General features: G+C 32.8%; 21 protein-coding genes. 2 read left to right on the forward strand and 19 right to left on the reverse strand.

Going from position 1 to position 22,678, the window contains the following annotated elements:
* Positions 1-42: 42 nt before the first annotated feature.
* The 19 genes from FUA22_RS11135 to FUA22_RS11225 all read right to left on the reverse strand — a co-directional run bounded on the left by FUA22_RS11135 (position 43) and on the right by FUA22_RS11225 (position 17,755).
* On the reverse strand, positions 43-1,272 hold the full coding sequence (locus FUA22_RS11135; RefSeq protein ID WP_147768322.1) for a murein hydrolase activator EnvC family protein: 1,230 nt from the start codon (positions 1,270-1,272) through the stop codon (positions 43-45).
* Positions 1,272-2,039, reverse strand: a complete 768-nt coding sequence (locus FUA22_RS11140; RefSeq protein ID WP_147768324.1) for a DUF4292 domain-containing protein — start codon at positions 2,037-2,039, stop codon at positions 1,272-1,274. Before FUA22_RS11140 ends, FUA22_RS11135 begins: the two co-directional genes overlap by 1 nt.
* A complete protein-coding gene (locus FUA22_RS11145; protein WP_147768326.1) occupies positions 2,039-3,409 on the reverse strand; it encodes a tetratricopeptide repeat protein in 1,371 nt (456 codons plus the stop codon). Before FUA22_RS11145 ends, FUA22_RS11140 begins: the two co-directional genes overlap by 1 nt.
* Positions 3,402-3,716: an antibiotic biosynthesis monooxygenase family protein gene (locus FUA22_RS11150; protein ID WP_147768328.1), complete on the reverse strand. Its 315-nt coding sequence runs from the start codon at positions 3,714-3,716 to the stop codon at positions 3,402-3,404. Before FUA22_RS11150 ends, FUA22_RS11145 begins: the two co-directional genes overlap by 8 nt.
* 12 nt (positions 3,717-3,728) lie before the next feature.
* Positions 3,729-4,748, reverse strand: a complete 1,020-nt coding sequence (locus FUA22_RS11155; protein WP_147768330.1) for a sugar phosphate nucleotidyltransferase — start codon at positions 4,746-4,748, stop codon at positions 3,729-3,731.
* A gap of 46 nt (positions 4,749-4,794) precedes the next feature.
* Positions 4,795-5,229 carry a dUTP diphosphatase gene (gene dut / locus FUA22_RS11160; RefSeq protein ID WP_147768332.1) on the reverse strand — a complete coding sequence of 145 codons (435 nt, stop codon included), beginning with the start codon at positions 5,227-5,229 and terminating at the stop codon, positions 4,795-4,797.
* A gap of 1 nt (position 5,230) precedes the next feature.
* Positions 5,231-6,685 carry a lipopolysaccharide biosynthesis protein gene (locus FUA22_RS11165; protein ID WP_147768334.1) on the reverse strand — a complete coding sequence of 485 codons (1,455 nt, stop codon included), beginning with the start codon at positions 6,683-6,685 and terminating at the stop codon, positions 5,231-5,233.
* A 111-nt stretch (positions 6,686-6,796) separates the two neighbouring features.
* Entirely contained in the window at positions 6,797-7,657 is an 861-nt protein-coding gene (gene atpG / locus FUA22_RS11170) for an ATP synthase F1 subunit gamma (RefSeq protein ID WP_147768336.1), read from the reverse strand.
* Between the two features lie 48 nt (positions 7,658-7,705).
* Entirely contained in the window at positions 7,706-9,286 is a 1,581-nt protein-coding gene (gene atpA / locus FUA22_RS11175) for a F0F1 ATP synthase subunit alpha (protein ID WP_147768338.1), read from the reverse strand.
* 27 nt (positions 9,287-9,313) lie between these two features.
* On the reverse strand, positions 9,314-9,850 hold the full coding sequence (atpH, locus tag FUA22_RS11180) for an ATP synthase F1 subunit delta (protein WP_147768340.1): 537 nt from the start codon (positions 9,848-9,850) through the stop codon (positions 9,314-9,316).
* Positions 9,851-9,860: 10 nt separating this feature from the next.
* A complete protein-coding gene (locus FUA22_RS11185; protein ID WP_147768342.1) occupies positions 9,861-10,361 on the reverse strand; it encodes a F0F1 ATP synthase subunit B in 501 nt (166 codons plus the stop codon).
* An 87-nt stretch (positions 10,362-10,448) separates the two neighbouring features.
* Positions 10,449-10,640 carry an ATP synthase F0 subunit C gene (atpE, locus tag FUA22_RS11190; RefSeq protein ID WP_102756010.1) on the reverse strand — a complete coding sequence of 64 codons (192 nt, stop codon included), beginning with the start codon at positions 10,638-10,640 and terminating at the stop codon, positions 10,449-10,451.
* A gap of 42 nt (positions 10,641-10,682) precedes the next feature.
* A complete protein-coding gene (gene atpB, locus FUA22_RS11195) occupies positions 10,683-11,759 on the reverse strand; it encodes a F0F1 ATP synthase subunit A (protein ID WP_147768344.1) in 1,077 nt (358 codons plus the stop codon).
* Between the two features lie 104 nt (positions 11,760-11,863).
* Positions 11,864-12,262: a hypothetical protein gene (locus FUA22_RS11200; RefSeq protein WP_147768346.1), complete on the reverse strand. Its 399-nt coding sequence runs from the start codon at positions 12,260-12,262 to the stop codon at positions 11,864-11,866.
* Positions 12,255-12,494 carry an AtpZ/AtpI family protein gene (locus FUA22_RS11205; RefSeq protein ID WP_147768348.1) on the reverse strand — a complete coding sequence of 80 codons (240 nt, stop codon included), beginning with the start codon at positions 12,492-12,494 and terminating at the stop codon, positions 12,255-12,257. The genes FUA22_RS11200 and FUA22_RS11205 overlap by 8 nt, the downstream gene beginning before the upstream one ends.
* Positions 12,448-12,867: a bactofilin family protein gene (locus tag FUA22_RS11210; protein WP_147768350.1), complete on the reverse strand. Its 420-nt coding sequence runs from the start codon at positions 12,865-12,867 to the stop codon at positions 12,448-12,450. The genes FUA22_RS11205 and FUA22_RS11210 overlap by 47 nt, the downstream gene beginning before the upstream one ends.
* A gap of 14 nt (positions 12,868-12,881) precedes the next feature.
* Positions 12,882-15,455: a type IX secretion system periplasmic lipoprotein PorW/SprE gene (gene porW / locus FUA22_RS11215; protein WP_147768352.1), complete on the reverse strand. Its 2,574-nt coding sequence runs from the start codon at positions 15,453-15,455 to the stop codon at positions 12,882-12,884.
* A gap of 113 nt (positions 15,456-15,568) precedes the next feature.
* Entirely contained in the window at positions 15,569-16,264 is a 696-nt protein-coding gene (locus FUA22_RS11220) for an ABC transporter ATP-binding protein (protein ID WP_147768354.1), read from the reverse strand.
* Positions 16,265-16,276: 12 nt separating this feature from the next.
* On the reverse strand, positions 16,277-17,755 hold the full coding sequence (locus tag FUA22_RS11225) for a DUF5687 family protein (protein ID WP_147768356.1): 1,479 nt from the start codon (positions 17,753-17,755) through the stop codon (positions 16,277-16,279).
* A gap of 108 nt (positions 17,756-17,863) precedes the next feature.
* Between FUA22_RS11225 and FUA22_RS11230 the strand changes: the two genes are divergently transcribed.
* The gene (locus FUA22_RS11230; RefSeq protein WP_147768358.1) at positions 17,864-18,919 is read left to right on the forward strand and encodes a ferredoxin--NADP reductase; all 1,056 of its coding nucleotides are present in this window, start codon (positions 17,864-17,866) and stop codon (positions 18,917-18,919) included.
* A 705-nt stretch (positions 18,920-19,624) separates the two neighbouring features.
* Entirely contained in the window at positions 19,625-22,654 is a 3,030-nt protein-coding gene (locus tag FUA22_RS11235; RefSeq protein ID WP_147768361.1) for a SusC/RagA family TonB-linked outer membrane protein, read from the forward strand.
* Positions 22,655-22,678: the final 24 nt, after the last annotated feature.

Consider the following 22,678-nt stretch of genomic DNA (forward strand, 5'->3'; position numbering starts at 1 on the left):
TTTATGAGCTCTCTAAAACAAGTTCAGGTTAATTCAAAAGTCCTACATTTTATAAATCCAATTAGCGGGGTTTTCTTTAACCAATCCTTTGGACAGTACAAATCCTAAAATAGTTTTACCATCTGCTGGATTGGTAAATACTTCCCCTATAATCTGTTTAACAGCAACCTTATCTCCCTTTTTAACATAGATCTTAGATAAATTTTTATAAACCGTCACGTAACTACCATGACGAATCATAACCATAGGATTGGAGTTTTTAATCTTAATTATCTCACTAACTTCTCCTTTAAACACCGCAAGTGCTTTGGCACCCTTCTCGGTTGTAATAGAAACACCATTCCTATCAACAATTAATGTTCTGTCAACTGTTGAAGGCTGACGCCCATATCTAGAACTAACACGACCTCTTTCAACTGGCCATGGCAACTTGCCCTTGTTAGCAACAAAGTTTGAAGCTAATACTTTTTCTTCTGGAGTTAAGGCAAAAGAAGTTGAAGTAGTAGATTTACCAGCACTCTTATTAGACGCTGCAATAGCTGCTCTAATAATTTTATCTATTTCTCTATCAATTCTTGCAGCTTCACGTTCTTTTTGACGAATTTGAGCGGTGTACTTTGACAAATTCTTTCTAATAGATTTCATCAAATTCTCATGCAAACCTCGTTCTGCTTCTAAAGATCTCTGTGTTACTCTGTTTTCTGCAATAAGTTTCTTTTTTTCTTCCTGTTGCTTTAACAACCCTTTATTAAGCTCTTGTAATTCGAAAGTCTTAGACTTAATTGTTTCACCTTGTTGTCTTTGATGGTTAGCATATTGTTTTATGTACTGCAACCTTTTATAAGCCTGTTTAAAATCCGTTGAAGACAGTAAAAACATAATTCTACTATGTTCATTTTTACTTTTATAAGACTTAACAACCATGGCAGCATAGTCTTCCTTAAGCTGTTTTAATTCTTCTCTTAAATTGGTAATCTTCTTCTGATTAGAATTAATCTCTCTATTTAAATAATTAGCTTGCTGATTGGTAACCTTTATCAGGTTATCTAATACACTAATCTTATAACTATATTCTTCAATCTGCGATAATTCGGATTTCTCTTTTGTCTTATCCTGAGCTCTTAGTTGACTTATTTTTTGAATTTCTCGTCTAAGTTCTTGTCTACGAGTTTCTAACTCCTTTTGTTTATTGCTTTGAGAATATGCAATTGAACCAGATAACAAAATGGCTATTACAAATACTAACCTATATGGGAACAATTTTTTGGTCATTAAAGCTTAATCTCTTTATAGCCCGAAGGAATTTTAAATGGAAATCTTAAATCTTCATTTAAAGTAACATTTTTAAATTCCAACCCAATAATAAGCTCCTCATTAGCCTCAACTGCTATTACTTTTACCTTTTCTGGCAAAATCTGTTTATCAACCTCTTGATGTGATAAATAATCTATTTGCAAATGTCTTAACTCTTGTGGTTGCGATATTTGTTGAGACTTTAACTTAAAAAGTGAAGGGTCTAACAAAAAGAAAATTTCAATTGGTTCTCTTTGTTTTTTTGGTTGTAAAATGTATGACTCATCATCAACTGAAAGCTTATAATTATCTTCTTTTAAGTCATAAATTGCATCGCCTATTAATAAGCTCTGAACCTTTTGAAAGTCTAAATCTGTTCCTAATAAGCCACTTAAATAAGCGTAATCACCTTCAAAATAAGTGTTGTCCAACTTATTATAAAAGCTCACCTTATCTGGTGTTACTAATGCCTTGACTACAGAAAATGTAGCGCTCATCCATAAAGTCTCATCTTTTTTAGCTCTAAAATTCACTGAATGACTCTGAGTATTTTTACCATCATCATAAGTTATTTTAAGTGTAGATTTTATGGTTTTATAGTCTGGACTCTTCTTATTATTTTCTTTTATAAGCTGTCTTGAAGATAAACTGTAATTGGCCTCACCTCCACTTACCGTTTTTGCTGATTTACAGTTAAAAAGCGTAATAACAAACAACGTTATTATGATTTGGGTTAGTATTCTCATTAATTCGTGTTTTCTAATTGTTTTGCCTTATCACTAAACGTTTTTGCTTTAACAGTATTGTTTAAAAGTGTGTAGGCTTCACTTAGTTGATTGTAAAAATCAGATTCCATTTTCACATCATCAATAATATAATCTAAACCAATTTCTAAAGTATCAATAGCTTTTTGAGGCTTATTTAAATTGTTGAATGAAACACCATTTATTAAATATAGTAAAGGTTGAGATGGGTAGTTTTCTAGAGCCTTGGCACTTTTCTCATTAGCCACATTAAATTGCTCTAAATCTAAATAAAGTAGCAATACATTTTTTAATACACCAAAATTATTTGGTTCCATTTTTAGGGCTGCTTCAAAATTTTCTAAAGCTTTAACCTTGCTGTTTTTAGCTAAATAATATTGCCCTAATTCAATTAGAGTTTTACTATTATTGGTCCCTTCAACTAAAGCCGTTGCTTCCATTAAATCCTCCTCATATTCAGGATGTTCACCAGCAAATTTCACAAAATCTGTTAATACTTTTAGCTTAGCCTCTGGTTTTATTTGAGTACTCTTAACAACAATCTTCATTGATTCTACAGCCTTTCCCGGCATATTATCATCAAGATAAAACTTATATAAAGCCAAATGAACCAATTGAGAGTTTGGGTTTATTTTAAGTAGCTCCTTTGCTGTTTCAAAGGCCTTCTCTTTTTGGTTATTTTCGCTATATCTGTAAATTAATGCTAAATAATTGGACTCCTTTTCAGGGTTATTATCTACACGCTGTTCAAGATTTTTTATTTGATCCTTTTTTCTCCCAGTTGCTTCATAAATTCTATTTCGCATCATGTCTCTAGAAATAGAAATACCATGTTCTTTGTCTAGGTCATCCAAAATCTTTAAAGCATCATTATACTTTTTAACTCTAACGTAAAGCGAAGCTAAATCTTCTTTATAATCAGGGTGATAATCAACTAACTGTTTAACAGTTTTAATGGCATTGTCGTATTCATTTTGCGACGCATAATACCCATATAACTCATCTAAAAACCACTCATTATCAGGATCTTTATTAACAGCTTTTTTTAGAGCATCTTCTGCTGCACCAAAATTTTTAAGTTTATTATAGCTTTTACCTAATTCAAAATATAAAACAGGTACGGATTCATCTAACTCTATACATTTCAAAAGTGATTCAACGGCTCTCTCATAATTCTCAATACCCTTTTGTTTTAAAGCTTCATAAAAGTACTCTTGAAACTTATCTTCAACAATTCCTAAATCATCTTCTGGGGTTTTATTAAAATCTACCTGAGCATAGGATGGTTGTAGAATGAAGATCACTCCAAAGAGAAAAAAAAGATAATATTTATATTTTAACCTTTCAACCATATGGTTTTTGCTTTATTAAATCTTCAATAACTTCAAACTTCTCTAAAACTTCTATTTCTTCACAAGAAATACGCATTAAGTCCTGATATATATTTGCCTCTTTTGGTAGTTTATCCCCAGCAGCTTCAAATACGGTTTTATTTGGCCATTGTGCATAAGCTATATAATGTAGGGCATTCTTTTTATGAAGTCTAGACCCTAAACTGCCTTCATACTCATAAATCAACTTTGTTAATGCTCTCCAAGAATCTAAAAAAGCTAATTCCTGTTTAGGTTTAACTTTAAAGGAATACATTACAACATACATATACTTTATATTTTATTCCAGTACAGAATAATCACCAATGCTAATACTAGTAAAATTACCATTGTATTTAACGTTATTACCAATCATGGCATTATCTAAATTAGCATTTTTAATTGAGCTATTAGTTTGAATTAAGCTGTTTTTAACAGTTGAATCCTCAATAACAGTGCCATTTCCTACAGAAACATACGGACCAATTGTAGTGTTTTTAAGTACCACATTTTCTCCAATAAAACAAGGTTCTACAATTTCTGAATTTTCTAAAGTTGCTGAAGAGGCAACTAATGTTTCCTCGCCATCAGCTTTTAAAAACCCTAACATTCGCTGGTTTGTTTCTATAGTAATAGCTTTATTTCCGCAGTCCATCCACTCATCAACAGTTCCAGTTTTAAACACTTTTCCATCAGCCATCATGCGTTTAATACCGTCGTTTATTTGATATTCTCCCCCATTCATAACATTTTCATCAAGAACTTCCTGTAATTTATCTTTTAAAACTGCAACGTCTTTAAAATAGTATATCCCGATAACAGCCTGATCACTAACAAATGTTTCTGGTTTTTCAACCAATTCAACAATTTCATCATTTCCGTTTAGCTTAACAACACCGTATGCTTCGGGGTTATCAACTTGTTTCGTCCAAATAACACTATCTGCCAACGGATCTAAATCAAATTCTGCCCTAATCAATGTATCTGCATAAGCAATAACTGCTGGTCCAGATAAAGATGGTTTTGCACTCATTATGGCATGACCTGTTCCTAATGGTTGGTCTTGGCGATAAATAGAGGCTTTTGCACCTAAACTTTTAGCTAAATCTTCTAAACTCAATACAACATCATCACCAAACCACGCTGGATCACCTAAAACAAAGGCCACTTCATCTATTGGCTGTTTTAAAACTTTGGCAATATCTTTTACCAAACGATGTACAATAGGTTGTCCTGCTACCGGAATTAACGGCTTTGGCACGGTTAAACTATGAGGACGTAATCGAGAACCTCGACCTGCCATAGGTACAATTATTTTCATGTTTTAAATTGTGATTTGGTTATTTGTTAAGTTCTTTATTCTATAATTATTTGGTTCCCGTACTACCGAACCCTCCAGCACCTCTGTCGGTATCTGATAATTCTTCAACAGAAACCCATTCTGCACGCTCGTGTTTAGCAATTACCAATTGCGCAATGCGCTCTCCATTATTAATGCTAAATTCTTCATTAGATAGGTTTACTAGAATCACACCTATTTCACCTCTGTAATCAGCATCAATTGTTCCAGGCGCATTTAGTACAGTAATGCCTTTTTTAGCCGCTAAGCCACTTCTTGGACGCACTTGAGCCTCTAAACCAACAGGCAGCTCTATAAAGAGCCCTGTGCCCACAATACTTCGCTCTAAGGGCTTCAAAACTCTAGACTCTGAAATATTAGCTCGTAAATCCATTCCAGCAGAAGCAATTGTTTCATAATGCGGTAAATCGTGATTTGATTTGTTTATGATTTTAATTTTCATTTTATCTTTTTAAAATTTGTTTAATCTGATTTTTCTCTGAAAATGAAATAACACCCAAAAATACAACTAACATGGAAATTCCAATAACATAATTCTCCCTAAATTGATAGAAATAAACTAACGAAAACAATATTGACATTGTTAAATAAAGTCCAATTTTCTTCAAGTTATATGGTATTGGATAATATTTTCTTCCAAAATAATAAGACAATAGAACCATACTTCCATAAGCCGCTAAAGTGGCAATAGCAGAACCTTTATAACTTATAATAGGGATTAACCATATATTTAGCACCAAAGTAATTATGGCTCCAACTACAGAAATATAAGCGCCAAACTTTGTTCTATCCGTTATTTTATACCAGACAGAAAGGTTGTGATATATACCCAAGCAAAAACTTGCAATAAGAATTATAGGTACAATCCACATGGCTTCCCAGAAATCTTCATCTCTAATAATAATTACTTTTAGAATATCAGATAATACCACTACGGTTAATAAAATACCTGAGCCAAAAATTACAAAGTATTCTAAAATTTTAGCATAGTTCTTTTGTGGGTTTTTTGATTTCGCATGGCTAAAAAAATAAGGTTCTATACCCAGACGAAACGCAGTAGCAAATAGGGTCATAAACAAGGCTAATTTATAACATGCTGAAAACATTCCAACCTCATCTTCTGGATTTTCTGCCGTTGACAAACTACTGTCTAATAAGATTCGGTTAAATGTTTCTATAGTAGTATACGCTAAACCTGCAATTAAAACAGGATAAGCATATCGTAGCATTTGTTGCCATAATATAGAATTGAATTTGTATTTAATTTTCCCATAAAATGAGAGCATAAGTATAAGTGTAATACCGCTGGCAACCAGATTAGCAATTAGCACATAACTTATTTCAAAATCTGTTTTATAAATTGAAGCAAATAAATCATTTTCTTTTGCTAAGCCCGATAATAAAAGGAAGAAAAAGAGGTTAAGGCCAATGTTAATAGCTACGTTTACAATTTTAATAACTGCATACTTCATAGGTTTTGCATTAGCCCTTAACCACGCAAAAGGAATAATTACCAAAGCATCAAGCAATAAAATCCAAATTACAAAACGGATATGATGAACCTCAATGTCTGTAACATTAGCAATTTGGTTTTGGAATAAAAAAGCTAAACCAAATATAGCCAAAGAGGTAAATATGACGGATAATGTAGCAGTACCAACTACTTTATCTTGGTTATCCTCTTTGTTAAAAAAACGAAAAAAAGCAGTCTCCATTCCGTAAGCCAAAATCACATTAAAAATGGCAAACCAAGAAAATATTATAGATACTTTACCATAAACGCCAACTGCCATTACCTCTGTATAAAGCGGCGTGAGCAAAAAAGTTAACATTCTAGGTAACACAGTGGCTAAACCGTAAATGAATGTTTGCTTGAAAAGAGATTTAAATGCGCTCAAAAATGCGTTTTTTGTAATGCTAAAAATAGGGTTTTTAAAACAAAAAAACCTAACTCCGAAAAGTTAGGTTTTACTATTTTATGATAAGATTCCTTCTTTGGTAGGAATTTATTAATTATTCAAGGCTTCTGCACCACCAACTATCTCTAAAATCTCGTTAGTAATAGCAGCTTGACGCGCTTTGTTATAAGTTAATTTTAATTGATCTCTTAACTCAGTTGCGTTATCAGTAGCTTTATGCATTGCAGTCATACGAGCACCATGCTCTGATGCAAATGAATCTCTAACACCTTTATATAATTGTGTTTTTAAAGACTTAGGAATTAACTCTTCAACAATCTCAAATTTAGATGGCTCGAAAATATAATCTGTATTTACATTAGCATCACCTTCAACAGGAACAATTGGTAAAAACTGCTCTGTCATTACAATTTGCGTTGCTGCGTTTTTAAACTTGTTGTAAACAATTTCAATTTTATCAAACTCACCTTCAACAAACTTATCCATTAAAAGTTGAGCAATTTCAGCAACATTATCAAAAGTTAAATCGTCAAAAACCTCACTTTTATTTGCAATAACTCTATCTGTCTTTTTAAAAGCATCATTAGCCTTTTTACCAATAGTTAAATAAGAAACTTCTTGGTTTGCATAAGTATCAGAAACTAATCTATTAATTTCTTTAATGATGTTAGAATTAAAAGCACCTGCCAAACCTCTGTTAGAAGTAATTGGTACTAAAAGCACTTTCTTTAATTCACGTTGTTCAGAATATGTGCTTCCTGAATCTGCATCTAAAGTTGCACTTAAACTCTGTAAAAGCTCAGTTAACTTATCTGCATAAGGACGCATTGCTGTAATAGCATCTTGTGCCTTCTTTAACTTTGCAGCAGATACCATTTTCATGGCACTGGTAATCTGCATTGTTGAAGATACCGATGATATTCTGTTACGTATTTCTTTTAAATTTGCCATATTTTAAAATATGAAAAATAGATTCCCGTCATTGACAGGAGTCTAAAATTATGCTATATATTTTCCTGATAAATCTTTTGCTACAGCTGTTAATGTATCTGTAACTTCATCAGTTAATTTACCTGATTTTAAAGTACTAAGAACATCTGCATGCTTCGCTTTTAAGAATTCAATGAAATCTCTTTCAAATTCTTTTACTTTTTCAACAGGAACATTTCTTAATAAATTCTTAGATCCTGCATAAATGATAGCAATTTGATCTTCAACTGTAAACGGATCGTTTTGAGCTTGTTTTAAGATTTCAACATTACGCTTACCTTTTTCAATTACATTTAAAGTAACAGCATCTAAATCTGATCCAAATTTAGCAAATGCTTCTAATTCACGATACTGTGCCTGGTCTAACTTTAATGTACCTGCTACCTTTTTCATTGATTTAATCTGTGCATTACCACCCACACGAGATACAGAAATACCTACGTTAATAGCTGGACGTACACCAGAGTTAAATAAATCACCATCTAAGAAAATCTGGCCATCTGTAATAGAAATTACGTTTGTTGGAATATATGCAGAAACGTCACCCGCTTGCGTTTCAATGATTGGAAGTGCTGTTAAAGACCCACCTCCTTTTACCATAGGTTTTAACGAATCTGGTAAATCGTTCATATCCTTAGCAATTTCATCATCGTTAATCACTTTTGCAGAACGCTCTAATAATCTTGAGTGTAAGTAGAAAACATCACCTGGATACGCCTCACGTCCCGGTGGTCTTCTTAACAATAATGATACCTCACGGTAAGCAACCGCTTGTTTAGATAAATCATCATAAACAATTAAAGCCGGTCTTCCAGTATCTCTAAAATACTCACCAATTGCAGCACCCGCCATTGGCGCGTAAACTTGCATTGGAGCTGGATCTGATGCATTTGCCGCAACAATAGTAGTATAAGCTAATGCGCCTTTTTCTTCTAATGTTTTAGCAATTAAAGCTACTGTTGAAGCTTTTTGACCAACAGCTACATATATACAATATACAGGCTCACCTGCATCATAAAATTCTTTTTGATTTAAGATGGTATCAATACAAACAGCCGTTTTACCAGTTTGACGGTCACCAATAACCAACTCACGTTGACCTCTACCTACAGGAATCATAGCGTCAATAGACTTAATCCCAGTTTGTAATGGTTCTGTTACTGGCTCACGGAAAATAACCCCAGGAGCTTTACGCTCTAAAGGCATTTCATAAGTTTCTCCAGAAATTGGCCCTTTACCATCAATAGGGTTACCTAATGTATCAACAACTCTACCAACAATACCTTCTCCAACATTAATAGAAGCAATTCTACCAGTACGTTTTACCGTAGATCCTTCTTTAACTCCTACTGAACCACCTAATAATACAATACCAACGTTATCTTCTTCAAGGTTAAGTACAATACCTTCTAAACCACCATCGAATTCTACTAACTCACCATATTGTGCATTAGCCAATCCGTAAGCACGTACAATACCATCACCTACTGTTAATACTGTTCCTACTTCATCTAATGAAGCGCTAGCTTCAAAACCTGAAAGTTGTTGTTTTAAGATTGCTGATATTTCAGCTGGTTTTACTTCTGCCATCTTATTATTTATTTAGATATAAATATCTTAGTTTAATGTAAATTCTCTTTTTAATTTATTAAGCTGATTTGCAATACTAGCATTGTATTGTACATCACCTATGCGTAAAATGAAACCACCTAAAATGCTTTCATCCACAATATTTTCTACCTCAATTTCTTTTCCTGTAAGTTCTTTAGCTTTTGCTAAAACTTTTTTCTTTAAAGCATCAGTTATTGCTACCGCAGTAGTTACTGTTGCTAACTCAATACCTTTAGATTGATCAAATAACTGATTGTACTTTACAGCAACAGTTCCTAAAAGATCTATTCTATTATTATTGATTAAAGTTTCAATTAAACTTATTGTTGCATTATTAGATTTTTTAAAAACTTCTAATAAAACAGCCTTTTTAATTGTTGAACTAATTACAGGACTTTGAAGCGTATCACTTAATTCTTTACTGTCTGCAATTGTAGCAGCAATTAACTTCATATCTTTATTAACAGCATCGGCTGATTTTTGATCTGAAGCTAAACTTAAAATTGCTTTTGCGTAACGTATGGCTGCTCTTGTACCTGACATTGTCTATTTCTTAATTTAATTTAGCTTCACCTAACATTGACTCAACTAATTTTAATTGCTTGTCTTTGTTAGATAATTCTTGACGCACTACTTTTTCTGCGATATCTAAAGATATTCCAGCTACGTGATTTTTAAGTTCCGCCATAGCTGCTTTCTTTTCGCTTTCAATTGCATCTTGCGCTTGCTTAATCATTTTATTAGCTTGGTCTTGAGCTTCACCTTTAGCGTCTTCTATAATTTTGTTTTTGATATCACGCGCTTCTTTCAGCATAGACTCACGCTCTGCTCTAGCTTCTTTTAATAACTTTTGATTATCAGCTTGAAGGTTCTCCATCTCTTTCTTAGCGCTCTCCGCTGCATCAAGAGCATCCTTAATACCTTCTTCTCTATTGTTTACAGAATCTAAAATTGGTTTCCAAGCAAACTTTTTTAACAAAAATACAAGTGCTAAAAAAAGTACTGTCTGCCAAAAAAATAATCCTAAAGAAAACCCTCCAAATAATTCTTCCATAATAATTTATATTTCTAAAAAACTTCTGTTTAATTTAAAAGAACAGCTATAACCAACCGTTATAGCTGTTTCTCTTTCCCTTTGGTCTTACACTGCAAATAAAGCAGCAAATCCAATACCTTCAATTAAGGCTGCTGCAATAAGCATAGCCGTTTGAATTTTTCCTGTAGCTTCTGGTTGACGCGCAATTGCTTCCATAGCAGAACCACCGATTCTACCAATACCGATACCGGCACCAATTACTACTAAACCTGCTCCTACGATAGCTGGAATCTCCATAATATATATAATTAAAAATTAAACATTCAATTTCAAATACGCTTAATGATGGTCATGGTCTTCAACAGCCATTCCAAAATAAAGCGCAGATAATACTGTAAAAATATATGCTTGTAAAGCTGCTACTAACAACTCTAAAATACCTAATACAAATGCTAATACAAATGATAATGAACTACCCAACCAGTTGTTAAAGATGAACATCATACCAATAATACTCATTAATACAACGTGACCCGCAGTAATGTTTGCATACAAACGAATCATTAATGCAAATGGTTTAATAATAGTACCTAACAACTCTATTGGCGCCAAAATAATTTTCATTGGCACAGGAACACCCGGCATCCAGAAAATATGTTTCCAATAATTTTTATTACCAGAAAACGTAGTAATAAAATATGTAATTAACGCTAAACATAAAGTAACTGCAATATTGTTAGTTACGTTCATTCCAATAGGCGTTAAACCAAAAAGGTTAACAATCCAAACAAAGAAAAATACGGTTAACAAATAACTCATATATCTCTTGTATTTCTTCTCACCAATGTTAGGGATTGCAATTTCGTCACGAACATAAAGAACAATGGGCTCTAAGAAACGCCCCATACCTTTTGGCATACCATTATTCTTTTTATAAGTTTTTGCCATTCTGCTAAACATAAAGAACATGATTGCAAAAACCATCATGATTAAAACTACATTTTTAGTAATAGAAAAATCTAATGGTTTAGCATTAGTAGCGTGATGATGATCATCTTCAATTATTTCACCGTTAGGGCCGTCTACATTATAAATCTTCCCATGAAACTGTTTGTAATAACTTCCTCCAGCCTCAGCCACCGTTTCTCCATGATGAAATTTAGATGATAAAAATACTTTTAATCCGTTATCCCAAAGAATTACTGGTAATGGAAAACCAAAATGTTTTTCCCCATTTTCATATGAAAACAGGTTAAAATCATAAGAGTCTAATAAATGGTGTTGAACGTATTCCTTGATTTCAGTCCTTAAATCAGAACCAGATTCACCGTGCTGGTTATCCTCTTTTCCGAAAGACATGAAGGTTATTAAAAACAGTAGTAATGTAATCGGCTTAAAAGCTATTTTTCTACGCATATCACTTTAAATAATAGTGGCTTAAAAATCGGTGCAAAGGTATGCTTTTATATGAAAAACAAAAACTATTTTGGTTTTTATTTCAATAGATGTATTTCAAGGGGTTACGAAGTGGTTTCATCTAAATTATTCAACCATTTGCTAAGGCTAATAGTTTCAATAATTAACCCTAATACATAGGGAATAAAAAAAGATGCAAATTCTAGTTTAGAAACAACGCCGTCCTGCTTAAATAAAGGTTGAAAGACAATAAAAAAAACAGCAAACTTCACTAAGCTTCCTGCCAGAAACAAAAAACCTAACTGGCTTTTATATTTTTTTCTAAGCAAATAAAGCAATCCGAAAACTACAATTACTAGAACAAGGTTAAGTACATAGGATAGTAAAATATAATTATCAAATAAAGGATAATTTAAGGTAGATAAAACTGCTAAATGCAAGCCAAAAGCAATCACATAAAACAAACTAGCTTTAAGTGTAAAACGAATAAAAGGGTTAGTCATTATTAATTCTATTTAGCTGCTTAATCACAGCATAAAGCGAAATCCCAACACCGGCTAGTGTCATAATTATTATAAAAAGTTTATCGCCATTGTTATATTTAGTGTCTAACCACTTGCCTAAAAGGACAAATAAATAAATGGTTACACCCATTTGAATAGCCACCCCAGAGAGGATAGCAACATTTCTAAGCTGTTTTTTCGGTTTCTTGTTTTCGCTGTTGCTGTCCGCCATTGCTCATTTCTTTTACAGTTCCTTTCATCACACATGTAACATTAAACGTTGCACCAGGTTCAACGGCTAACTTTCCTACAACTACCTCCCCTTCTATATGGGCAGAAGATTTTAAGGTTAAAGTACCTGATAAGGCCAACTTCCCAGAGAACTTACCTTCAAAATAGGCGTCAGTTCCATTTAAAGTGCCTTTAACCAAACCAGACTTGCCTACAACTACTTTCCCAGCGGTTTTTACGTTACCTTCAACCACGCCGTCTATTCTAAAATCGCCCTCACTATTAAAATCACCAACTATTTTAGTGCCTTGAGCAATAATGTTTTGTCCAGATTTAGTTTCTACCATTTTGTCTTTTTTATTATCAGAAAACATAATAATACTTTAATTTAATTATTATCAACATTCAAATAGGCGTCCAAATTTTTATGAACTTGAACGATTTGATAATTTGCAGATGCCATTGCAAAATAGGGTTCTTTTATTTTCTTTTTATCTTCTTTAGTTAAGAGTTGATCAAAAGTGCTTGCTACTTGTCCATTTTTAAAACCATGCACAACTACAAACTTAGTGCTAGCATTATAAACATCTATTGAAGAAGTTAACTCATAATACTTAATATTTTTTAAAACTTCATCTAAAGTCTTTTGGAAATTTAAAACTGCTTCAGTCTCTAAGTTTTCAAATTTAAAAATAACTTTAAAATTGCCAGAAGTATCATTTGATTCTTCAACAAAATCTTTACTTGCTAACTTGGGCAAAATATTTGTTTGCAAATGCTGCGCCTGCTGCCCTTCTTCTGTATTAGCATAGGTCACTGCAAGGTAATTAATAGCTTTTTGGTATGCCTCATATCCGTACAAACGCCCTGATGCTGTAGCTTTTAAAAGTTCAAACTTTGGTACTATAGACTCGCCATCAAATGAGTTAATATATTCCTCGCTCTTTGAAATAACGATGTCATACTCTTGATTTTCAAACTGTTCATAAAGCCTTTCATATAGACGTTCAGGACTTTCTTCATCAAATTGAGATGCCAATTCTGGATTACTTAAAATTGTAGCATATCTAGATTCAGGATAGTTTTTAATTATTTCACTTTTGGCAATATTAGCTTCATCATTTTCGCCTAACGCCTCATAAATTTTATACAGATTGTATTTTGACGGAAGTACCAATCGCTCTTCTGGATTACTCTTTAGTAAATCCTGAAACTTAACCTTAGCAAGACTAAATTCTTTAAACTTCTCTTTATAGATTAACCCTAATTGATAATAAGCATAGTTTCTTTCTTTTGATATACTATCAATTTCTTTTTCTTCAGAAGGAATTTTAGATAAGTAAAATTGGGGATCATATAATTCTTCTTCAGTTGCCGCAGCTAATATATCTTCTGATCCAGAATTACTATTTCCTGCTCCAGAACTACTTTTATTAGACCACCTCCAGTTATCTTCTTGAGCTCTATCTCCCCAAATTTTTACAAACTCGTTTTTTCCGTAGGCCACAGTAGTAGGATTATAAAAATAGAATAATGAACCTTGACTAGGCGCACCTCCCGGAGTATTTAAAGGTCTTCCTTGAATGCCGCCTCCAGTTATCAGCCCTTTATTTCTGTCTAAAGCTTCTTGCCTTTCTTGCTCTTCTTTTTCTTCTTCGGCTTTTTGTTTTAATTTCTCAATAAATGTTTCAAAAAAAGCAACTTTATCTGCCTCAGGTAAATTCACTAAATGTAGAATACTATCATTAACTTGGGCAATAGCTTCATAATAAATAACATCTGCCAAATTATCTCGCTTACGCTTTATAATCCTATAAGGTTTAGAATCTTGATTAAGGCTTGTCATTGTACTATCATAATACATACCAGCCTCCCTATACAAAGACTTGTCAAAATTCATATCCCCAAGAATCTCATAATTCCTAGCATTTAATATTTTATCTTTTGACCTAGTTCGCAAAGACTTATTATAATAAGCTACAGCCAAAGAATCTGAATTATTTCTTAAATGATATGCACCAATTTGATGATATATCTTATCTAAAAACGGTCTATTTTCTCGATTTTCTTCAAGTTCTGCAAGCAATTCAGAAACCTCAAGCTTATTACCTTGCTCATAATCAAAGTTCTTTACTTTTTCAAGGTGAGCACTAATCATATAAATTCTTGGGGTTTTTCTATTAAGCTCAATAACTTTATCAAACGCCAAATTTGCGCTGTCTTTATAACCAAGTTCATTATATAATTGCCCTTGAATAAAACGATAACGGCCCCTTTCTTCATTACTTTTTGTTGCAGTTGCAGCAATTTCTAATTGTGCCACAGCACTATCTACAACCTTTATATTTAAATATGCCTGTGCAAGAATAGAGGTTGCATCTGCTAAATCCTGACTTTTTAATTCTTCTTGAAATAATAGTCGTTTGAGATTCTTTATAGCCAACTCATTATTCTCTAACCTAATATTAGTTTTTTCGCGCCAAACTTTTGCTTGGTTAATCTTATCACTAGCGGGGTATTTATAAAGTATATAATTAAATGCTTCTAGAGCCGGAATAAAACGCTGGTCAAAATACCTAGCTTTTCCTAAAAGCATATATGCCTCATCTATTTGCGGGTTTTTTTCTTTGCCGCCAAAATCCATACTATGTTTTTGAACGGCTTTTATAGCCTTATCTTCTGCTTTAGAAAAATCTTCATTTTTAGATTCCCCTGGAAGCATAATTTCATCTGTAACTTGCATACGCTCAATGGGAAGAACATTCCAGTAATCGTCAAAATAACTTTCATTGAGATTGCTTCTTCCTTGTTCTAAGGCATTATAACCGTTATAAAGTGCATTGAATTCTGCAGTAACAGCGTGGTAATTCCTACTAATAAAGTTGTCTTTTTTTCTTGAGCAGCTTACAATTAAAAAAGTAGCAAAAATTAGGGTGGATATGACTTTAAAAGATGTTTTCAACGTTGTCTTTTTTAGTGTAATAAATAACTGTAAACTCTAGTTATTATTATATAGAAACGTAAAAATAAGCATCTTTTTGGATTTACCTATAAAATCAACGTGCTTTTAGGTGGTTAACCTGCAAAGTGCGCCTCCAATTCCTTTAGTGTTTCTTCGCTGGTTACTAGGTCTTTAACTACTTCCCCTTTTTCCAATACTACAATACGTTCACAAACATCTGTTACATGCATTAAATCATGGCTTGAAATTAAAATAGTTACTCCTTGCTTTTCGGCTAAATCCTTAATAATTCCTTTTAATCTAATTTGGGTGGTAGGGTCAAGATTAGCAAATGGCTCATCAAGAATAATAACCTCAGGATTTCCAATTAAAGCCGCAACGATACCTACTTTTTTCTGATTTCCTTTACTTAAATCTCGTAAGAATTTTTTCTGCCCTAAAATTTCCCCGTGAAAAAAATCTTCAAACTGACCCACCAAAGAATTAACATCGGCCTTGTTTTGACCACGAAGTTCGCCAATAAAATAGAAATATTCCTCTGGAGTTAAATAACCAATCAGGAAACTTTCGTCAATAAAAGCCGAGGTGAAAGGTTTCCAATCTTCACTTCTATTCACTTGAATATCATTGGTTACAATATGGCCTGTACTGGGTTGAATTAAATCTAGCAACAGACTAAAATAAGTGGTTTTACCAGCCCCATTGTTTCCAACAAGACCAAAACTTTGACCTTTTGGAATCTCTAATGATTCAATGTTTAAAACTTCATTATTTTTATATTTTTTCGAAAGATTTGATGTGGTTATCATAATTCTGTATTATTAGTTCTCTTGATTGAAAGCATCAATCATTTTATATTTTGATTCTGAATATTTTAAAGTTATTAACTTCATTAATTTTGGATGAAAAACAATACCAATTACACCAAAAACCCCTATAACCGCACAAGCTATTTCAAAGTTTATTATGTAATAAAGCAAAGCAAATAATCCCATTGGCAGCAATAACAGAGGAATACCTATAAGCCACTGTACCGCACCAGTACCTTGATAATTAAAAGCGGCTTTCTGATCTAAATTTATCTTTTTTCTGTTATAGGATCCACCCCACATAATTACATGAGTATTAACGCCTACATTGTATATGGCCGCTACAAAATGAGCTAACAAAATTTTCCACCCAAAATACACGTACGGAATTCCTAAAACAAAAAGAATTACTACACTTAACGCCATTAAAGTAAATTTAGATTTTAAATATTGTTCATATTTAATATTCTGACTCATTAATAGCTTATAATAACCACTATCCCAAGCGGGGATAAATTGCCCGAAGTTTATTAGAAATATACCTGTTGAAAAAATTCCAACAAACATGAACATAGGTACAGTATCCTGAAATTGTGGGTTAGGATAAAAAAACAAGCCGTAGAGTAGACCTATTGCAATCATCCAAACTGAAGACTTCGTCCGTTTATTACGCCAAATTAATTTCAAATCTAATTGCATAAAAGGGGCTATATCACCAAAGTTTTTTGTCCACTCTAAATCAGATGCATTTACCTCCTTTACTTTTTCTTTTAATCCGCTATCTAAGAATAATTTCTTTCTAAGAATTTTAAAATTATAGAAATAAAGAATAGCTAAAATAGTTAGTGGCACAATTAAGAATACAGGTGATTCTGAAATAGCCAAAACACCTTTTGACAAAGCATCTGCTATATCAATAATTCCAAAATGATTTAAACCAAAAAGAATTCCGGTAAAAACTAGTATAGGTAAAAAAGATAATTCGGTTTCAGCAGAAAGGTTTTCAATAATAAAGTTAAGGAAATTGTTTATTAATATAATTAACACCATGACAAACACCCAAACCAAGACAGATGACGTACTTTGCCCGTTCATTATCAAATTAACTGCAAATGGTATAATGGTAAATAATGGTAAAAAGTTAACAAACGAAAGCGCAGATTTACCTAAAACATAGTTTACAATACGGTTTCGTTTTACTGGAAGTGTAAGCAATGGCTTTACTGTCATTACTGGAAGTTTTTGAAAGAAAAACCTAAATAGTAAATCACCAATAACCCAAAAGAAAATAAACCCATTAAAAGCTAATAAGGGATCTACATCAGGATATGTTTTTCCTAAAATTTTGGTCATTGCAAATCCTACAATTGCAAAAATTGCAGTAAAGTATAACACAAAAAAGCCCATTAGTATTTTAATGGCTATGCTCTTTCCTAGTGTGGCAGATCTAAAAAAAGACTTCCATTCTAAACTTATAAAATGCTTTATCATGGTTTTGTATAGTAGTTACAATGAGGTTAGTAATATTATTGCATAAATTGTTACAAGTAAACCTAAAATTTAAAAATGTAGTTCACTATTTTTGTTAAAAATATTTACATGTCTTCATTCCATAAACTTACCATAAAAAATATTAAGAGAGAAACTGAGAAAGCTATTAGTATCAGTTTTAATTTACCAGACAATTTAAAAGACACCTTTGCTTATAAAGCTGGACAATACATTACTTTAAAAACAACTCTTGATGGTAATGAAGTAAGACGTGATTACTCTTTATGCACTTCCCCTAAAAGCAATGAGTTAAAGGTTGCAATTAAGGCAGTGGTAGATGGTACTTTTTCTGCTTTTGCTAATAAACATTTGAAGGCAAGTGATACTTTAGAAGTTGCCCCACCTAAAGGGCGTTTTGTTTTTGAACCGAATGACAATAAAACTAAAAACATTGCTGCTTTTGCCGCTGGAAGCGGAATTACTCCAGTTTTAAGTATAATAAAATGTGCTTTAGAAGAAGAAGTTCATAGTAAAGTTATTTTGGTTTATGGAAATAAATCTACTCAAGATACCATGTTCCTCAATGAACTCTTAGAGCTTCAACATGAGTATAAAGACCGTTTTTCCATTCAATTTGTATTTAGTCAAAAAGATGAAGAAAACTCTATTTTTGGTCGTATTGAAAAAAGTACCGTTAATTATGTGATGAAAAATAAGCATAAACATATTGAAGTTGATGCCTTTTATCTTTGTGGACCCGAAACTATGATTCATACCGTTAAAGACGTATTGACCGATCATGGCATTGAAGAAAATAGAATTCATTTTGAATTATTTAAAGCAGCCAAACCTGCCGAGATAAATGACGAAGCCGTTTTGGAAGGGAAATCGAATATCACTGTTATTGTTGATGACGAAGAAACCACATTTGAAATGTCTCAAAAGCAAACGGTTTTAGAAGCTGCCTTAGATGAAGATTTAGACGCTCCTTATTCGTGTCAAGGTGGCATTTGTAGTAGTTGTTTAGCCAGAATAAAAGAAGGTGAGGCTACTATGAGGCAAAACAATATTTTAACCGAAAGCGAAGTTGCCGAAGGTTTAATTCTTACCTGTCAAGCAAATCCAACAACACCAACTTTGGTTGTTGATTATGATGATGTGTAGAGCTTTTTTTAAGTTTATTGAAATAGGACGTAATTATCCCATATATAAATAGCTGAATTTCATTTAAAATAGGCTATAAATTCTCAATAGAACACCTATAACTCACACTAACTCATAAACTTAATTTATCTCAAGAATAATTCTTATTATACGTAGGTTTTTTCATCTTGTATAATTTTTTTATAGTAAATATGTTAATTTTTGAGTGGTTTTGGGTAATTATGAGTAGGTTTTAATTTCATTCATTTCCTCATATTTGTTATGTTTACAAAGCATAGAATATTATTAATTATGTGCATGAATAAATTATTGGTTCTTATAAATAAATATATACCAAATAGTTAGACACTCTTTTTAGAATGTCTCTGTGAGTATATTTTTTGTTTAATATGTCTCCATCAGTAAATATTATGGTACACCAATTTTTATTTAATAGCCATAATTTTGTATCTATGCTAAACTCATAATAACCACTCACTCAAAAAATTACTAACTAAACTCAGACTAAACATTCTTTATGAAACAAAAATTACCAATTTAGATTTAGCATGTTAGCTATGGCATGTGCTCATTTTGATTTAATCAAAATTTAATTTTTTTATCAACTAAACGTGTAATAACCAATTTATTATTACACCTAAACGCTTTTGGTCTTTTAAAAAGAGAGGCCATCTATTTTTAATTTTTAACTAAAACTAAACTATTATGAAAAAACAAATTACAAAGTTTTTTAGGGCTAGTCTATTCTTTAGTCTGGTTCTGGCATTCATGAGTTTTCAGGTTGCTTCTGCACAACAAACCGTCAATGGTACTGTTGTTGACGAGACAGGAGTAGGTATTCCTGGAGCAAATGTACTGGTGCAGGGTACATCTAAAGGTGCCGTTACCGATTTTGATGGAAACTTCAGTATATCAGCTTCATCTAGCGATGTACTTGTAGTTTCTTTCTTGGGTTATGTAACCCAATCTGTTGCCGTTGGCAATCAAACATCAATTACTGTAACTCTAAAAGAGGATGCTGCGCAGCTTGATGAAGTTGTAGTAATTGGTTATGGTACAGCAAAAAAGAGTGATGTAACAGGTGCAGTTTCTCAGGTTACAGCTAAATCTTTTGAAAACCAACCATTAACACGTGTTGAAAATGCATTACAAGGTAGAGCTGCTGGTGTTACTGTAGCAGGATCTGGAGCGCCAGGAAAAGGCATAAAAGTAAGGATTAGAGGGGTAAACTCTATTACGGGAAACAATGACCCGCTTGTGGTTGTAGATGGAGTCTTTGGAGGAGATTTAAGAACTATTAACCCAAACAATATTGCCTCTATGGAGGTACTTAAAGATGCATCGGCTTTGGCTATTTATGGGTCTAGAGGTTCAAATGGTGTAATCTTAGTAACAACTAAAAAAGGTTCTGGTAAAGCAAAAGTAACTCTTGATCAATTTGTTACAATTTCAAATATCAATAAACGCTTACCAACATTAAGTTCCGGAGAATTTGCAAGATTTGAAAATGACATTTTCACAGCAGACCCAAACAATGCTGGTTCACCTCCTCCATACTCTGATGCTGAACTTTCTATATTTGATGCTGACCCAATTAGATATCAAGATTTAATGTTTCAAACAGGTGTCACCAATAACACACAATTGTCTGTAAGCGGTGGGAGTGATGATAAAGTACGTTATTTTGTTTCAGGAAACTTTATTGATCAAGAAGGAACTCAAATTACTTCTAATTATAGAAGATATTCGTTTAGATCAAACTTAAGCAAAGAGTTTAACGATAAATTCAGCGTTTCAGCTAATGTAACAGCTAGTAGAGAAATAACGCATAATGATCAAGACGTTTTTAACAGTGGTGACGGTAGTGCTATATTAAGAGCCATTACTTGGGATCCAACAGCTCCTGTGCGTGATGCTAATGGTGATTATATCTTAAGATCTCCAAGAGAAGTTGCAAACAACAATTACAACCCAATTAGAAGATTTGAATTAAGTGACCATGACGTTACTGCAGACCGTTTAAACTTAACTTTAAATGGTAAATATAACTTTACTGATAATTTTAGCTATACATTAATTACTGCTGTATCAACTCTTCATAGAAATACTGAATCTTTTAGAGTAGAAGGTGATTTTGAAGCCACTGGATTTACAAACATTTCTTATCAAAATAATAACGTTACCTCTCATCAGGTTAGTAACATTTTAAATTGGAATAATGAATTCGGTAAACATAATATTGATGTCACTGGGGTTTATGAATTTCAAGGAACTCGTGCTTTAAACAATGGCTATGGCGTAAATGATTTAAATGTTGGTGGGTTATACTTAGCAGATGAAAGTGCTAATGAAAGCTTTTCCAATTCGGGTAATGAATCCGCCATTCAATCTTATTTGGGGCGTGCACAATATAATTATGATGGTTTTCTTTATCTTACAGCTTCCATGAGGGTTGATGAATCCTCAAGATTTGCTAAAGACAGTAGAACAGGATATTTCCCTTCTGGGGCTTTAGCCTTAAATTTAGGTAATACTGATTTTGTTGAAAACCTTGGATTGTCAACTCTTAAATTAAGAGCTGGTTGGGGTAAGGTAGGTAATCAAAATATTAATTCTACTGCAAGATTCTCATTAAACAATAACTCTGGCCTATATACAATAGACGGGGAAACAACAAATACGGGATCTGTTCAGTCTCAAGAAGGCAACCCTGATTTAACTTGGGAAACTACAACACAAACTAATGTTGGTATTGATTTTGGGTTTTTAAACGGTCGCATTACTGGTTCTATTGATTACTTCAACAAGGATACTGAAGATTTATTACTTCAAACAATAGTTCCTGGAACTTCTATTAGAACCTTTATCAATGCCGGTGAGGTAAATAACAAAGGGATTGATTTCTCTATATCTGCAGATATTATCGAAAATGAAGATTTTAGTTGGAATTCAAGTTTCAACCTTTCTCATATTAAGAATAAGGTTACCAAGCTTAACGGAGATACTGAATTCATTGTTGGAAACGTTTCTGGAATTGGTGGAGGTGGTATTAGACTTAACGTGATAAAAGTTGGAGAACCATTAGGAACTTTCTGGGGCTATAACGCTATGGGAACTTGGAAAACCACAGATAATATTCCATTAGACCCTGATGGAGCTCCGGTAGCAGTTCCTGGAGATGAAAAATTTGCTTTAGATGAAAATGGAGAACGTGAATTCCAAACAATTGGTAGCGGATTACCAGATGTGACTTTCGGATTCAACAACACCTTTACTTATAAAAACTGGGATCTAAATGTGTTTTTAAATGGGTCTTTAGGATTTGATGTATGGAATCAGGTAAGAGGTACAATTAGTGGAAATGGAGGGAACAGAAGTGACTTATCACCTACAGTTTATGACAGATGGACTCCAGAAAATGAAACGGATCTTCCAAGATACGGTACTGGTAATATTTTAAATAGCAACCGTTGGATTGAAAAAGGTGATTTTATAAGGTTAAGTAACCTGCGGTTAGGCTATACTTTTGATGAAAACTTAATTAAGGGAATTAATAGCTTACAAGTTTATGGTAGTGGACAAAACTTATTTATAATAACAGATTATACTGGTTTTGACCCTGAAGTTACATCAATAGTTAGGGGAGGCGCTAATGAAGATGCTGGTTCCGGAGTTGACGTAGGAGCATTTCCCAACCCAGTTTCTTTTACATTTGGCGTAAAAGTAACCTTCTAACAAATATTAATTATCTTTAATAAA

It is taken from the genome of Seonamhaeicola maritimus (assembly GCF_008056315.1).
Lineage (GTDB): Bacteria > Bacteroidota > Bacteroidia > Flavobacteriales > Flavobacteriaceae > Seonamhaeicola > Seonamhaeicola maritimus.